14 protein-coding genes are annotated in these 15,324 nt (G+C 53.2%); 6 read left to right on the top strand and 8 right to left on the bottom strand.

The annotated features are described in order from the left end of the window. Window positions 1–10: 10 nt before the first annotated feature. Both ltaE and ACFO3I_RS12820 read right to left on the bottom strand, forming a co-directional pair. Entirely contained in the window at window positions 11–1,081 is a 1,071-nt protein-coding gene (ltaE, locus tag ACFO3I_RS12825; RefSeq protein ID WP_377334418.1) for a low-specificity L-threonine aldolase, read from the bottom strand. A 108-nt stretch (window positions 1,082–1,189) separates the two neighbouring features. Continuing rightward, on the bottom strand, window positions 1,190–1,786 hold the full coding sequence (locus ACFO3I_RS12820) for a LysE/ArgO family amino acid transporter (protein ID WP_377334416.1): 597 nt from the start codon (window positions 1,784–1,786) through the stop codon (window positions 1,190–1,192). A 95-nt stretch (window positions 1,787–1,881) separates the two neighbouring features. Between ACFO3I_RS12820 and ACFO3I_RS12815 the strand changes: the two genes are divergently transcribed. The 3 genes from ACFO3I_RS12815 (at window position 1,882) to ACFO3I_RS12805 (ending at window position 6,037) form a co-directional block, all read left to right on the top strand. Continuing rightward, window positions 1,882–2,754: a LysR family transcriptional regulator ArgP gene (locus tag ACFO3I_RS12815; RefSeq protein WP_377334414.1), complete on the top strand. Its 873-nt coding sequence runs from the start codon at window positions 1,882–1,884 to the stop codon at window positions 2,752–2,754. Between the two features lie 169 nt (window positions 2,755–2,923). Then, window positions 2,924–5,029, top strand: a complete 2,106-nt coding sequence (fusA, locus tag ACFO3I_RS12810) for an elongation factor G (RefSeq protein WP_377334412.1) — start codon at window positions 2,924–2,926, stop codon at window positions 5,027–5,029. 228 nt (window positions 5,030–5,257) lie between these two features. Next, a complete protein-coding gene (locus tag ACFO3I_RS12805) occupies window positions 5,258–6,037 on the top strand; it encodes a dienelactone hydrolase family protein (RefSeq protein WP_377334409.1) in 780 nt (259 codons plus the stop codon). Between the two features lie 6 nt (window positions 6,038–6,043). Here the strand turns inward: ACFO3I_RS12805 and ACFO3I_RS12800 are convergent, their stop codons facing one another. Both ACFO3I_RS12800 and ACFO3I_RS12795 read right to left on the bottom strand, forming a co-directional pair. Continuing rightward, the gene (locus tag ACFO3I_RS12800) at window positions 6,044–6,568 is read right to left on the bottom strand and encodes a helix-turn-helix domain-containing protein (RefSeq protein WP_377334407.1); all 525 of its coding nucleotides are present in this window, start codon (window positions 6,566–6,568) and stop codon (window positions 6,044–6,046) included. Beyond that, complete coding sequence (locus tag ACFO3I_RS12795) at window positions 6,565–7,044, bottom strand: AraC family ligand binding domain-containing protein (RefSeq protein ID WP_377334405.1); 480 nt, start codon at window positions 7,042–7,044, stop codon at window positions 6,565–6,567. Before ACFO3I_RS12795 ends, ACFO3I_RS12800 begins: the two co-directional genes overlap by 4 nt. A 60-nt stretch (window positions 7,045–7,104) precedes the next feature. On the opposite strand from ACFO3I_RS12795, the gene ggt reads away from it, so the two are divergent. Further along, complete coding sequence (gene ggt / locus ACFO3I_RS12790) at window positions 7,105–8,844, top strand: gamma-glutamyltransferase (RefSeq protein WP_377334403.1); 1,740 nt, start codon at window positions 7,105–7,107, stop codon at window positions 8,842–8,844. Between the two features lie 167 nt (window positions 8,845–9,011). Here the strand turns inward: ggt and ACFO3I_RS12785 are convergent, their stop codons facing one another. Then, complete coding sequence (locus tag ACFO3I_RS12785) at window positions 9,012–11,177, bottom strand: prolyl oligopeptidase family serine peptidase (RefSeq protein WP_377334401.1); 2,166 nt, start codon at window positions 11,175–11,177, stop codon at window positions 9,012–9,014. A gap of 182 nt (window positions 11,178–11,359) precedes the next feature. On the opposite strand from ACFO3I_RS12785, the gene ACFO3I_RS12780 reads away from it, so the two are divergent. Further along, the gene (locus ACFO3I_RS12780) at window positions 11,360–12,460 is read left to right on the top strand and encodes a dienelactone hydrolase family protein (RefSeq protein ID WP_377334399.1); all 1,101 of its coding nucleotides are present in this window, start codon (window positions 11,360–11,362) and stop codon (window positions 12,458–12,460) included. Between the two features lie 122 nt (window positions 12,461–12,582). Continuing rightward, on the top strand, window positions 12,583–14,127 hold the full coding sequence (locus ACFO3I_RS12775; RefSeq protein ID WP_377334397.1) for a S10 family peptidase: 1,545 nt from the start codon (window positions 12,583–12,585) through the stop codon (window positions 14,125–14,127). Window positions 14,128–14,203: 76 nt separating this feature from the next. Here ACFO3I_RS12775 and ACFO3I_RS12770 read toward each other — a convergent pair whose 3' ends face one another. From ACFO3I_RS12770 to ACFO3I_RS12760, 3 genes are read right to left on the bottom strand one after another with little or no spacing between them, the layout of a single operon-like run. Continuing rightward, window positions 14,204–14,716, bottom strand: coding sequence for a DUF2937 family protein (locus ACFO3I_RS12770; protein WP_377334395.1), 513 nt, complete (start codon window positions 14,714–14,716; stop codon window positions 14,204–14,206). Then, window positions 14,713–15,009 carry a helix-hairpin-helix domain-containing protein gene (locus ACFO3I_RS12765; protein ID WP_377334393.1) on the bottom strand — a complete coding sequence of 99 codons (297 nt, stop codon included), beginning with the start codon at window positions 15,007–15,009 and terminating at the stop codon, window positions 14,713–14,715. Before ACFO3I_RS12765 ends, ACFO3I_RS12770 begins: the two co-directional genes overlap by 4 nt. Before the next feature lie 33 nt (window positions 15,010–15,042). Continuing rightward, window positions 15,043–15,312: a hypothetical protein gene (locus tag ACFO3I_RS12760; protein ID WP_377334391.1), complete on the bottom strand. Its 270-nt coding sequence runs from the start codon at window positions 15,310–15,312 to the stop codon at window positions 15,043–15,045. Between the last annotated feature and the right edge of the window lie 12 nt (window positions 15,313–15,324).

Genomic DNA, 15,324 nt, shown 5'->3' with positions numbered 1-15,324 from the left:
TTTTTTGGTGTTAAAAACTACGCAGTGCATTCAGCGCCTGTTGCAGATGTGCCGGCTGAATATCTAGGTGGGTCACCCAGCGCAGTCGTTTGTACTGGCCTTCACTGCTGGCGTAGCTGGACGAAGTGTACCGGATGCCTTGCGCAGTCAGATGGGCCAGCAAGGCGTCGGCCACCGACAGCTCAATATCGGTAAACAGAATATTGGTATGAGCCTGATGCACCAGCACTTTGCCGGCGAGTTTGGGATGCTCTGCCACCACAGCAGCGATACCGGCCGCCAGCTCAGCGGCATGACGATGATCGTCAGCCAGTCGGTCTACATTGTGCTGCAAGGCACAAAGCCCCGCCGCCGCAATGACCCCTGCCTGACGCATACCACCGCCGAGCATTTTTCGCACCCGGCGGGCTTGCTGAATAAACGCATGGCTGCCCAGTAATAGAGAGCCAACAGGTGCCCCTAAGCCTTTGGACAAACACAAAGACACCGAGTCATAACCTGCAGTTAAAGCTCGGGCGGCCTGCCACACATCTATGCCTTGCTCGGCAGCGACAGCAGCGGCCGCATTCATCAGCCGGGCGCCGTCAATATGGGCCTTTAAGCCCAGCTCTTTGCATAAGGCCGCAACGTCCTGCATATAGGCCAGCGGTAATACCTTACCGCCTGTGGTGTTTTCCATCACCACCAGCTTGGTGCGGGCAAAATGCGGGTCGTCTGGTTTTACTGCAGCGCGAATAGCGGCTAATGGAATGGTGCCGTCCGGGTTTTGTTCCAGCGGCTGTGGCTGAATAGAGCCCAGCACCGCCATACCACCGCCTTCCCAGCGGTAAGTGTGCCAGTACTGACCAACGATGGCTTCGTCACCGCGCTGGCAATGCGTCATCATCGCAATTAAATTGGTTTGGGTGCCGCTCGGCGCAAACAGCGCCGCTTCAAAGCCCAACTGAGCTGCGGCGAATTGCTGCAGCTGGTTTACCGTCGGGTCATCGGCAAAGACATCATCCCCCACTTGTGCCTGCGCCATCGCCTGACGCATCGCGCTGCAGGGCTGGGTCACGGTATCACTGCGAAAATCAGCCATCTTGTTCTCCTTGTTTAGCTTTGGGCTATCAAACCCGATACCGCTGCACAGCACAAGAGCAGCAAGGCCAAATAAAACCCTGCCGCGACACCCGGCAGGTGTGCGCCTTTAATTCAACACGAGCCGCAGCGCTATGGCTGTCATCACCAGCGCAATCACTCCATCAAAGCAGCGCCAGCGCTGCGGTGAGTTGAGTAGCACGTTCAGTTTAGGAGCAAAGCCGGTCAAGCTGCAGAACCAGACCACAGACGCCAGCACAGCGCCGACCCCAAACCAAAAAGGCGATTGCTGCTGATTGCCGACGCTGCCAATCAGCACCACAGTATCCAGATACACATGCGGATTCAGCAAGGTAATAGCAAAAGCGGTCGCCATGGTTTTTTGCCAGGGGTCGGGCTGAATTTGCTCAGCCTGCAGCCGTCCCTGCCCTTGCCAGGCCCGCTTGGCCGCACCAAAAGCCAGGTAAAGTAATAACGCCACACCAGCCCAGGTCAGCACAGGTACCAAAGGCGGCAACCACTGCTGCACCAGCGCTATGCTGGAAATGCCCAGCACAATCAGCAGCGCATCACACAAAATGCACACGGCGGCGATCACCAGCCGGTTTGCCCCCGCCATACTCTGGCTCAGTACCCAGATATTCTGCGCCCCGATGGCCACAATCAGACCAAGACCGACACCAAAGCCAATTCCCAACGATCCCATACTAAATCCACTTCTTTCGTTTGATGATCAGCAGGCTAGCTCAACCTGCTATCATGATTCCAACGAATAATATTCCTATATCATGAGTTTTAATCATGCTTGATTATCGACTGGTGCAGGCGCTGGATGCCGTCCTGACCCAAGGTGGTTTTGAAAAAGCGGCGCAATCACTTTATTTAACGCAATCAGCCGTCAGTCGCCGTATTAAGCAGCTGGAGGCTCAACTGGGCCAGATGGTGCTACAGCGCACCACACCACCCAAAGCGACCTTGGCTGGCCAGCGGCTACTGCACCATTACCAGCAAGTCCGGCAAATGGAGGCCGCATTGGGTTTAAGTTCAGCTGACGAAAAACAAAGCATCCGGCTGGCGATGAATGCAGACAGCCTGGCCACCTGGGTCACAGAAGCCTTACTACTGCCAGACCACCCGGGGGTTCGCTTTGATTTAGTGGTGGAAGACCAGTCGGTTGGGCTGAACCGGATGAAACAAGGCGACGTGATGGCCTGCATTTGTGCCAGCCCGGAAGCGGTCAACGGCGGTGCTGTGGTGGCTTTGGGGGCATTGCGTTACCGCGCCGTCGCCAGCCCGGCTTTTATTCGGCGTTATCAGCTGGACAGCGCCTCACCGGCTCAGCTGGCCTCATTGCCTTGCCTGGTCTTTAACGAAGATGACCAGCTGCAACACCTCTACCTGCGCCAGTACTGCGGCGAATTGCCACAACATATTCATTATTGCCCTTCGTCTGAAGGCTTCTTAAAGGCCTGTCTGGCAGGGTTAGGCTATGGCTTACTGCCTGAGCTACAAATGCAACAAGAGTTTGCCGAAGGGCGGCTGGTCGATTTAAGCCCACAGCTCTACCTTGATGTGCCGCTTTACTGGCATCACTGGCAAACCGAAAGCCCACTGCTGCAGCAACTGCGTGAGCAGGTGCAACAAGTAGCAACCAAGACGCTCAGACATCTTTAATGCTCTGAAAGCGCAGACAAAGCCCGGCAACAGTGTGTTTTTTGCAGGCAAAGCCCAAACCAAGTTCGCTGTTCTACAGGGGCTTTCGTTTTCGCTGTTTTTTTTAGCGCAAAATAAAATAAAATCCTGTATATTGTCGCCCTATTTTCTAACCCTTAGCTTAATCGAGATGACTATGTCAGCAGATTTATCTTTATATAGAAACATTGGTATCTTCGCTCACGTTGATGCCGGCAAAACCACAACCACCGAGCGGATCCTGAAACTGACAGGTAAAATCCACAAGCTGGGCGAAGTTCACGAAGGTGAATCGACCACTGACTTCATGGAACAGGAAGCTGAGCGTGGTATTACTATTCAGTCAGCCGCAGTCAGCTGTTACTGGAAAGGTCACCGTTTCAACGTGATCGACACCCCAGGACACGTTGACTTCACCGTTGAAGTTTATCGTTCACTGAAAGTTCTGGACGGCGGTATCGGCGTATTCTGTGGTTCTGGTGGTGTTGAACCTCAATCAGAAACTAACTGGCGTTATGCGAACGACGCACAAGTTTCGCGTCTGATCTTCGTGAACAAACTGGACCGTATCGGCGCTGATTTTATCCGCGTTACCGAGCAGGTGAAGAAAGTTCTGGGTGCAAACCCATTGATCATGGTTCTGCCAATCGGTCGTGAAGATACCTTCAAAGGCGTGGTAGACCTGCTGACTGAAAAAGCTTACGTGTGGGACGATTCTGGCCTGCCAGAAAACTACACAGTCACAGATATCCCGGCTGACATGGTAGAAGACGTTGCTATGTACCGCGAACAGCTGATCGAAACTGCTGTAGAGCAAGACGACGAGCTGCTGATGGCGTACATGGAAGGCGAAATGCCAACGATTGAACAGATCAAAGCCTGTATCCGTAAAGGTACCCGCGACCTGGCTTTCTTCCCAACTTTCTGTGGTTCAGCCTTTAAAAACAAAGGTATGCAGTTAGTTCTGGATGGCGTTGTTGATTACTTGCCAGCTCCAACAGAAGTAAACCCACAGCCACTGACCGATGAAGAAGGGAATGAAACCGGCGAATTCGCTATCGTTTCTGCTGACGAGCCGTTCCGCGCTCTGGCGTTCAAAATCATGGACGACCGTTTCGGCGCCCTGACCTTTATCCGTATTTACTCAGGTGTTCTGAACAAAGGCGACACAGTTCTGAACTCGTACACCGGTAAAACAGAACGTATCGGCCGTATGGTTGAAATGCACGCCAACGACCGTACCGACCTGACCACAGCTCAGGCCGGTGACATCATCGCGCTGGTAGGTCTGAAAAACAATACTCAGACTGGTCACACTCTGTGTGATCCGAAAACCCCATGTACGCTGGAACCAATGGTTTTCCCAGAGCCGGTAATTTCTATCTCTGTCACGCCAAAAGATAAAGGTGGCATGGAGAAGATGTCTGTAGCTATCGGTAAGATGGTGGCTGAAGACCCGACGTTCCGCGTTGAAACTGACCAGGATTCTGGCGAAACCATTCTGAAAGGTATGGGCGAACTGCACCTGGATATCAAAGTAGACATCCTGAAGCGTACTTACGGCGTAGAGCTGATTGTAGGTCAACCACAGGTGGCTTACCGCGAAACTATTACCCGTGAAGTGGAAGACAGCTACACGCACAAGAAGCAGTCTGGTGGTTCAGGTCAATACGGTAAAATCGACTACCGCATTCGTCCGGGCGAGCCAAACTCAGGCTTCAAGTTCATTTCTTCTATCGTGGGCGGTAGCGTTCCAAAAGAATTCATGCCTGCTATTGAAAAAGGCTTCGAGTCGATGATGTCGACTGGTACTCTGGCTGGTTTCCCGGTGCTGGACGTTGAAGTTGAAGTATTTGACGGTGGTTTCCACGCTGTTGACTCGTCAGCCATCGCGTTCGAAATCGCTGCCAAAGGTGCGTTCCGTCAATCTATGCCTAAAGCCGGCGCTCAATTGCTGGAACCAATCATGAAAGTTGACGTCTTCACACCAGAAGACCACGTAGGTGACGTGATCGGTGACTTAAACCGTCGTCGCGGCATGATCTCTGGTCAGGAATCTGGCGCAACTGGCGTACGTATCAAGGCGACAGTACCACTGTCAGAGATGTTCGGTTACATCTCTACTCTGCGTACTATGACGTCTGGCCGTGGCCAGTTCTCTATGGAATTCGATCACTATGCGCCGTGCCCGTCTAACGTGGCTGACGCTGTAATCGCGAAAGAAAAAGAGAAAAAAGCTGCCGCTGCTAAAGGTTAATTCCTTCTAGCCCTCAGCTAAAAAAGCCCCGCTGGTGCAAACCGCGGGGCTTTTTGTTTTCTTCTTTGGGGTCAGGTCTCCTTTGGGGTCAGGTCTTGAATTTTGCGTTTCAATGCAAAATTCAAGACCTGACCCCAACAAGCAGAATCACTCCATTTAGTGGCAGACAGTCGCTTTTTCCTGCACTAGGCTTAGCTGCGGGAACCACCACTAACCGGAGAATGATGCATGAAATGGCTTTTAACACTAGGTTGCGTTGCTTTATTAATGCTGGGCAACAACAGCCTGGCAGCGGTCACAGAGCAGGCCGTGCAGCTGCCCAACCAGCTGGGCAGCGCCATTATTTACCGCAATGACGCAGTGAAAAACCAAGGCGCCGCTGTGCTGGTGATCCACGAATGGTGGGGCTTTAATGACTACGCCCGCAGCAGAGCCAAAATGCTGGCTGAACTCGGTTACACCAGCATCGCAGTGGATATGTACGGCACAGGCAAAGTGGCGGACCACCCGGACAATGCAATGGCATTTATGGAAGCGGCGATGAAAGAACCAGAAAAGGTCAATGCCCGCTTTGATGCCGCCATGGCGTTACTAAAAGCAGCCCCTGGCGTAGATGCGAGCCGGATTTATGCCATGGGTTACTGCTTTGGTGGTGGTGTAGTGCTGAATCAGGCCCGGATGGGCAAAGCACTGGCCGGCGTCGCCAGCTTTCATGGCATGTTGACCTCGAAACACCACAAGGCCGATGCCGCTACGCTCAAAGCAAAAATTCTGGTGGCGCACGGTGGTGCCGATCCATTTGTCCCCGCCGAACAAGCCACCAGCTTTATCAGCGAAATGTTAGGAGCCGGCGCCGATCTGGATTTTCGGGTCTACCCTGGCGTGAAGCACAGCTTTACCGTGCCGGATGCAACAGAAAAAGGTAAAGCCTTTCACATGCCTTTTGAATACAACGAGCAGGCCGACAAAGACAGCTGGGCTGCCTTGTTACGCATGCTGGCGTCTTAACAGGATTTAACTGGCTCCAGGGCTTTGCGTCGCATGCGCTGCTGGCGAAGCAAAGCCAGCAGCCTGAACTAATCTGGCCCATAGCTTAGGGGTAGTGCCAAAACAGTTTTTAAAATGGCGACTCAAATGGCTCTGATCAGCAAAGCCACTGTCAAATGCGGCTTGTGCCAATGGCAAACCCTGTTCAATCATGGATTTAGCTTTTTGTAGTCGTTTTAGCGTGATATAGCGATAAGGGGTGGTGCCGTACAAAGCGCGAAAATCCCTTGTCACCTGCCATTTGCTGTACTGAGCGACAGCGGCCAGCTCATCCAACGTAAGCTCGAACGATAAATTGCAATCCAGCCTCAGCATATCATCCAGAAACTCCCGCACCCGCTTCATCGCCTGATAATTGGCCCGAGTATGCTGAACTCTGGTGTGGCTGAGGCGCTGCAGGCAACTGGCAAACGAGAACACCAGATCCTGATGCTCCATCCTCTGTAATGGACGATGCAGCTCAGCTAACAGCCGGTTGGCAATCTGAATCAATTCCGTATCCCGGCTGACCCCACCAGGTAAAAAAGCAGGCTACAGCCCTGCAGCACAGCTTGTACATCCATAGGATCAACCGAAATTGCCCGGTAACTAAAAGGACTTTCCGTGCCGGCCTGCCCATCGTGCACCTCATCGGGATGCAGGATCACCACTTCGCCAGGCAGCGAATGACGTAGTTCGCCCCGATAATGGAAGCTTTGGACTCCGCCTGTGGTCAGTGCGAAGGTGTAACTGTCATGGCTATGCGGCGCATAGGCCAGGCCGCTAAAGCTGGCTTCAATACGCTCAACCGCACCAGCGCCTCTTTTGACCCAACTCTGGTCTTTCGCCATCGGCACACGACTCCTGATCAGATCCTGTTGTGGATAGAGTACACCCTGGAAACCGGCCCACTCAGCTTCATTGAAGCCAGCGCAATTTCGTTCAATAAAACCCGCCAAGGCTGAGTTACTATACCTGATAAATTTCATTGGGTTATCAAAACTGGCTAAAAATTTAGCGGCCAGTTCAACAGGGAGAAAACACCGAAAATGCAAGGATTCAAACGTTTTATGCTGTGGGCCTTCGGCCTGCTTGTACTTGCAGCCTTAACCGCCATTGTGGTGGGCTGGTCCTATCAAAACGCCAAGGGTTCCGACTATGCGCCGTTCCAGGCCAATGCCGTCTATGCCCCGAACGGGGTGGTCACCACCAGCCAGCCACTGGCCAGTCAGGCAGGCCTTGCTGTGTTGCAGCGGGGGGGCAATGCCGTTGATGCGGCCGTCACAGCGGCTGCAGTACTGAGTGTGGTCGAACCCTATATGACCGGCATTGGCGGCGACATGTTTTCCCTGCTCTGGTCAGAAAAAGAGCAGCGGCTGATTGGCATTAACGGCAGCGGCTACGCTGGAGAACTCATGACGATGGAGCGGATTGGCGACCGCGGTAAAGTGCCAGATGAAGGGCCACACTCCATCACCCTACCAGGTGCCTTGTCTGGCTGGGCCATGCTACTGGAAAAACACGGCACTCTGACACTGGCCGAAGCATTGGCCCCTGCCATCGCGCTGGCAGAGCAAGGCTTCCCGGTTTCCGAGGTAACAGCGAACGAATGGGCCTTGTTTGAAAGCAAGCTGAGTTGGGATCCAGGCGCAAAAGCGACTTTTCTGGTCGGTGACGGCCGGGCCCCTAAAGTGGGTGAATGGTTTAGCAACCCAGATTACGCCAACACGCTCAAATTAATTGCGGCTCAGGGCCCAGAAGTTTTATATGGCGGCGAGCTTGGCGACAAGATTGCCGGCAGAGTGCAGCAGCTCGGCGGTTTCTTAACCGCAGCCGACTTTGCCCGCTATCAGGCCCAATGGGTCGAGCCGTTATCTGTCTCTTTCAAAGACTATAGGCTATGGGAGCTGCCACCCAATGGTCAGGGCATCGCCGCACTGGAAATGCTAAAACTACTGGAGCCCTATGATCTGGCGGCCATGCAACACAATTCGGCTGCTTACCTGCACCATTTGATCGAAGCGAAAAAACTGGCTTATGCCGATTTAGAGCATTTTGTTGGTGACCCGGACTTTATGCAGGTCGCTCCTGAGCAGCTGTTGTCTGATGCCGTCATCGCCAAACGTCGCCAGCAGATCAACCCCGATACCGCGATGCAGCGGGCCGATCCGGAAACGTCGTTGACCACCAGTGAAACCACCTACCTGAGCGTGGCTGACAAAGATGGCAATATGGTGTCTTTTATCAACAGCCTGGCTGGTACTTTTGGTTCAGGCATCGTGGTGCCCGGTACTGGTTTTGCGCTGCAAAACCGCGGTGTTGGCCTGTCGATGCAACCGGGCCGAGCCAACTCAGTGGCGCCGGGCCGACGCCCCTTTCACACCATTATCCCCGGTTTTGTCACCAAAACCGATGCGAAGGGCAACCAACAGCCCTGGCTCAGTTATGGCGTAGTTGGCGGCCCGCAACAACCGCAGGCCCATGTGCAGGTGCTGCTGAATATGCTGCTGTTCGGCATGGATGTACAGCAAGCCATCGACGCACCGCGCTTTCGCCACTGGGAAGAGAACAACGTCAGTTTTGAACCTGGGATCGCCGAAGCGACAGTGGAACAACTGTATTCCATGGGGCATGCACCACAAAACCCGCTGATGTCCACTGCGCAAAGTATCTTCCTTGGCAATAGCAGAGGCTTACTCTTTGGTGGCGGGCAAGGCGTGATGAAGCTGGAAAAAGGCTATGTGGCAGGCTCTGATTCCAGACGGGACGGCGTCGCCGCTGCTCATTAGCATAGGGGCAATTTGGGGTCAGGCTTTGTGTTTCGGGGTCAGGTCTTGAATTTTGCGTTTCAATGCAAAATTCAAGACCTGACCCCGACACAAAATTCAAGACCTGACCCCAAGCAAAAAAGCAGCCTTGCGGCTGCTTTTCACATGCTCAGACTTGCGTTAGTGTATTACTGCTTTGGCAGCTCTTTTACACCCATATTAAACAGGCTGAAACCTATGATATCGGCGGCCAGTTCAATTTGTTTTGACACAGGTACACCTGCCCCGTGACCAGCATTGGTTTCAATGCGGATCAGTTGCGGGTTGCTACCACCGGCTTTGGCTTGCAGCTCAGCGGCAAACTTAAAGGAGTGCGCCGGTACCACGCGGTCATCGTGGTCGCCCGTGGTGACCAGAGTGGCTGGGTAGGCAACGCCTTGCTTCACATTGTGAACTGGTGAGTAGCCTTTGATGTAGTCGAACATCTCTTTGCTTTGCTCAGAGGTACCGTAGTCATAAGCCCAGCCTGCACCGGCGGTAAAGGTGTGGTAACGCAACATATCCAGTACACCCACTTGCGGAATGGCGACTTTCATTAAGTCAGGGCGTTGAGTCATCACCGCGCCTACCAGCAGGCCACCGTTGGACCCACCACGAATGGCCAGCTTGTCACTGGAGGTGTATTTCTGGGCAATCAGGTATTCACCGGCCGCAATAAAGTCATCAAAGACGTTTTGCTTTTTCTGCTGAATACCAGCGTCGTGCCAGGCTTTACCGTATTCACCGCCACCACGCAGGTTAGGCACCGCATACACGCCGCCTAATTCCATCCACACCAGGTTGGCCACACTAAAGGCTGGCGTCAGGCTGACGTTAAAACCACCGTAGCCGTAAAGCAGCGTCGGGTTGTTGCCGTCCAGCTGCACACCTTTTTTATGGGTAATGATCATCGGCACCTTGGTGCCGTCTTTACTGGTGTAGAACACCTGCTTCGACTCGTAGTCGTCGCTGTTAAACTTGACTGCCGGTTTGTAATACACAGTGCTTTCACCGGCTTTTGGTTCAAAGGCAAAAGTGGTGGCTGCGGTGTTGTAGTTAGTGAAGCTGAAATACACCTGCTCATCTTTGGTTTTACCACCAAAGCCAGAAACGGTGCCGACGCCTGGCAGCGTCACGTCACGCACCAGCTTGCCGTCGTAGTCGTATTGTTTCACCTGAGAAATGGCGTCCACCATATAGTGGGCAAACAGGAAACCAGCACCTTTGTTTACATCCAGCACGTTGGCAGTTTCCGCAATAACGTCCGTCCACTTGTCTTGTGCCACGTCTTTCGCGTTGATTTTCACCAGCTTTTTATTGGCGGCATTGAGGTTAGTGACGAAATACAGCTCATCGCCACGGCTGTCGACGAACTCAAAATCTGCACTACCTTCGGCATAGACTGTGACAAAAGCACTGTCTGGCGCCGTTAAATCTTTGATAAAGACTTTGTTGCCTGACGTAGCGTTTGCCGCAGACACAATCAGGTACTTGCCGTCGTCGGTTACACCGCCACCGACATAACGGTGTTTTTCAGCTTCCACGCCGCCGTACACCAGCTGGTCATCTTTTTGTGCCGTGCCCAGTTTGTGGTAATACAGCTTGTGCTGGTCGGTTTTAGCTGACAGCTCAGAGCCTTCAGGTTTGTCGTAGCTGGAGTAGAAGAAACCTTCATTACCTTTCCAGCTCACGCCGCTGAACTTCACGTCCACCAGCTGAGTTTCCAGCTCTTTTTTGCTTTCGGTGTCGATAATAATAATTTTGCGCCAGTCGCTGCCGCCTTCAGAAATCGAATAGGCCAGCACCTTGCCGTCTTTGGAGAAAGACACATCAGCCAGTGACGTCGTGCCGTCAGCGGAGAAGGTGTTCGGGTCTAAAAAGAGTTCAGCTTCGCCGTCGCCTTTTTTGCGGTACAACACAGACTGATTTTGTAAGCCATCGTTTTTAAAGAAGTAGCTGTAATCGCCTTCTTTAAACGGCGCCCCTACTTTTTCATAGTTCCACAGGGTTTCTAAACGCTGTTTGATCTGGTCGCGGTAACCAATCTGGTCCAGATAAGCAAAAGTGACTTTGTTTTGCTCTTTTACCCAGGCGCCGGTTTCTGCGCTGCGGTCATCTTCCAGCCAACGGTAAGGGTCAGCCACCTGAGTGTCGAAGTAACTGTCCACCACCTCACCTTTTTGCGTCAGTGGGTAGGTAAAAGGGTGAGCCTTCGTTTCGGCTGCTGTCACGGTGTCGGTGCTCTTGGTTGTGTCTTGAGGTTGGCCGCAGGCGGTTAATAATGCCAGTGCCACGGCGCTTACTGCGTATTTCATCGATCCTGTTCCCCGGATTTTAGTAAGTGAAGTGTGAATAAATCGCAACGAGCATAACAAAGTCAACAGCGCCGTGCAGCCCTATCTCCTGAAATACTGCTGTTTCAAACAGGCATTTTTTCTTGTCCCCCTGCAGCCAGCTGGCTAGAGTAGAAGCCCTGTTGATTCGCCGAGTGTTGCCCATGTTGTTCTCTGCCCTGCTCCTGCAGTTGGCGCTTAATCAGCCAACCCCAGCTCAGCCGCTGGCCGATCCGACCTTGCCGCTGCCAGCCGTTCAGGCAACCGCCTCCTGGCAGCCGAAGCAAGACTTCAGCGCATGGCAGCACCAGCAAAAACAGCGCTATCGCGCAGCTCTACTCTGGCCGGATGAAGCTGCAGCCAGCGGGAAGTTGCAGCACAAGGAACAGCGCGACAGCTACCAGCTTGAATACTGGCAATTGCAATTGACCCACCAAACCCAAAGCCAGGCCATTATTTTACGTCCGGTCAAGCCGATAGGTGCTGTGCTATTGCTGCATGATCACGGCGCCTTTTTTAGCCTTGGCAAAGAAAAATACATACACCCGACCGACAAAGCGCAACTGGCATTGGCGCAGCCATGGGTCGACAAATACTTCTCAGGCGTCTTTATTGGCGACGAGCTGGCACGTCAGGGCTATCTGGTACTGGCGGCTGACAGTCCTGGGTTCTCCAGCCGCGGCCCCATCAGCTATGACCAGCAACAGCAACTGGCGTCAAATTTACTGGCTTCTGGTCATTCGCTGGCGGGCCTTGCTGCTTATGAAGATATGCAGCTGGCCGGTTTTTTACGCCAGCAGCTGCAAAGCGACCGCTTGCCGCTGGTAAGCTTGGGGTTTTCGATGGGTGCATTTCGCGCCTGGCAGGTCGCAGCCTTGTCCGACGAGGTGAACGCTGCTGTTGCCGCCTGCTGGTTTAACAGCTGGCCGGCGCTGCTTTATAGCGGCAGTAATCTGGCCAAAGGCCAGTCGTCGTTTTATTTTCTGCATCCAGGGCTGAACAGCCAACTGGATATTGCCGATTTAGTCAGCCTGGCAGCGCCAAAACCACTGTACCTGTTAAACGGCGGCCAGGACCCACTGATGCCGTCTGATGCAGTGCTGGCAGGCTATAAGCAGCTGCAGTTGGCCTGGCAACAGGCTGGGGCGTCACAGCAGCTGCGTACTGAGCTGTGGACAGAAGCCAAACACGAATTTCCGCTGGCGCAGCAGCAACAAGTCTGGGCCTGGCTGGCAGAGCTCAACCGCAGCCTACCCAGCCGCTGAAAGCAGGCTTTTGGTCGCAGCACACTGGTGCTTTGACCTTAGCTACGTTACAAACCTAGGGCGGTGTTTCGCCCTTAACGCCAGCACAACCTTTTTATGCATATAAAAACATGGGACTAACAATGAAAAAAACCACCCTGAATCTGGCCAGCCTTAGCCTGGCCATTTTAGTCAGCCTGCAACCAGGCCCGGCGCTGGCTAAAGATGCTCCGGCTGACGCGCTGCATAGCCGTCAGATTGACGTAGACTCTGTAGTCGTGACCAATCACGACACCAAAGTGCTGGGAGAATCCTTCAGCTATAAAGCTTACACCGGCACCCAGCCGGTTTGGGATGACGAAGGCAACGCTATTGCCAGCGTGTTTTATACCTATTACGAACGTCAGGGCGTAAAAGACCGTAACAGCCGGCCTTTACTGATTTCCTTTAACGGCGGTCCGGGCTCAGCCTCGGTCTGGATGCAAATTGCTTACACAGGCCCGCAGGCCATCAATATCGACAGTGAAGGCTACCCATTGCAGCCTTATGGCGTCAAAGAGAACCCATACTCAGTGCTGGACACCGCTGACATCGTGTTTGTGAACCCGGTCAACACCGCCTATTCGCGGGTGCTGCCAGGTAAAGATGGCAAACTGCCAGGCAAAGATGCCCAGCAAAAAATGTTCTTTGGCACCAACTCCGACATCAAGTACCTGGCCGACTGGCTGAACACCTTTGTCAGCCGTTATGACCGCTGGCCGTCACCTAAGTACCTGATTGGCGAAAGCTATGGCACCACCCGGGTCTCAGGCCTGGCACTGGCGCTGCAAAACCAGCAGTGGATGTACCTTAATGGCGTGGTGCTGGTGTCTCCGACCGAGATCGGCATTAAACGCGAAGGCCCGGTTGATGTAGCTAACCGTCTGCCTTATTTCGCTGCAACCGCCTGGCACCATAAAAAGCTGCCGCAGGAGCTGCAACAAAAAGACCTGATGGAGGTACTGGCCGAAGTAGAAGAGTACACCTTGAATAACTACCTGCCAGCGCTGGCCAAAGGTGCATTTATTGACCCGGCAGAGAAGCAGGCGGTGGCAGAAAAAGTAGCGCATTATTCGGGCTTATCGCTGAAATCTGTGCTGCAGAACAATCTGGATATCGAACCGGCGTTCTTCTGGAAAGATTTATTGCGAGACGAAGGCAAAACGGTAGGCCGGTTGGATTCCCGCTACATTGGGATTGACCGCAAAGAAAGCGGCGACAGACCGGATTACAACGCTGAGCTGACGTCCTGGCTGCACTCTTTCACTCCAGCGATGAACCATTACCTGCGTACTGAGCTGAATTACAAAACCGACGTTAAATACAATATGTTTGGCCCGGTGCATCCATGGGATAACAGCAATGACAACACGGGCGAAAACCTGCGTCTGGCTATGGCCGCCAACCCCTACCTGAACGTGATGATCCAGTCCGGTTATTACGACGGTGCCACCAACTATTTCGATGCGAAATACAGCATGTGGCAGCTCGACCCAAGTGGCAAAATGAAAGACCGTTTAAGCTTCAAAGGCTACCGTAGCGGCCATATGATGTACCTGCGCCACGACGACTTAAAACAGTCGAACCAGGACTTACGTGACTTTATCAAAGCCACCCTGGTCAAACCGGATCAGGCCGCCAAGTACTAATCCAACAGCTGCAATTTGGGGTCAGGTCTTGTATTTTGCATTGAAACGCAAAATACAAGACCTGACCCCATTTTGTTCAAGACCTGACTTCATGTTGTTTTATCGTCTTTTGCCGGCCAAAGGCATAAAAGGGCCACATCAGCAGCAGGTTCAGCAGCAAGGCGCACAGCACGGCAAACAGCAGCGCTTCGCCGGTTAATGGAATGCCTGGGGTGAAATTTTTTACCACATCCTGTAGCTGAGACAACCGCTTGGGCTGCAGCATAAACCAGAGTTTTTCCGGCAAATAGCCTTGCTCAAAGGTGTAAATGCCAGCCTGAAGCTCTTGCAGCAAATCGACGGTAGCCTGCTTTTGTCTGGCGTCATCCCGCACACTGGGTTCCGGATTTTGCAGATGCTGCGCGATCATTGCGTCTAAATCGGCAAACTGATGGGCTTTGGCGGTGGCGCTATACCCATCAACCTGCAATTGAGTCGCCTGATAAAAACCAGCCAGGTACTGATGATAGTGCTCAGCCAGCAGCGGCAGTTGCAACGACAGCAACAGTGCCGCGCCAAACACCAGTTTATCAAGTAATCGTTTAATCACTGGGCAGGCTCCTGCAGATACTGTTTACGCTCATCGGTATAACACCACCATGCTTTGGCATCTTCCCCTTGCATAAAGCGGGTCACCGAAATAAACACATCAATGACACAAGGGTCGTGCCGTTGCCCGGTCAGCTCGCACAGCTGCTGGTACATCTGATAAGGGTCACGACTGCGTAATTCATCTGGCTGCGTGATGCCAAGCAGCCGCAAATCGGCCGCGCTGGCCGGGCCAATATTCGGCAGATCGGTCAACTGCTGCAAGCGGCTGCGAGAAACTTTATCCGGGTGCACAATATTCTCCGTGGCAACAACGCGACAAATTGATTAACTGAACAACCCGACCGCCAATTCAGCCCAGATCAGCGCCAGCAGCGTTACTACAAGCACAGCGAGCAGGGTACGCTGTGCTTTGCCAGGCAACTGAGCTGCCACCAACCGGTAAATCAAGCCAGCAGAAAACAGCAACACAGCCGCCACAAAGAAATCTGCTGGCCCCCAATTCACTTCAGTGCTCAACTGCATACCAAGCACAGGCAACAACATCAAGCCACATGTAACGAGTGCCACTTGTCTGACCGTTTGAGTAAGCTCCACTTTTCACCTCCT

It is taken from the genome of Rheinheimera marina (genome assembly GCF_042654345.1).
GTDB classification, from domain to species: domain Bacteria; phylum Pseudomonadota; class Gammaproteobacteria; order Enterobacterales; family Alteromonadaceae; genus Pararheinheimera; species Pararheinheimera marina.
The sequence above is the reverse complement of the archived record's forward strand: the minus strand, read 5'-3'. Positions and strand labels throughout refer to the sequence as shown.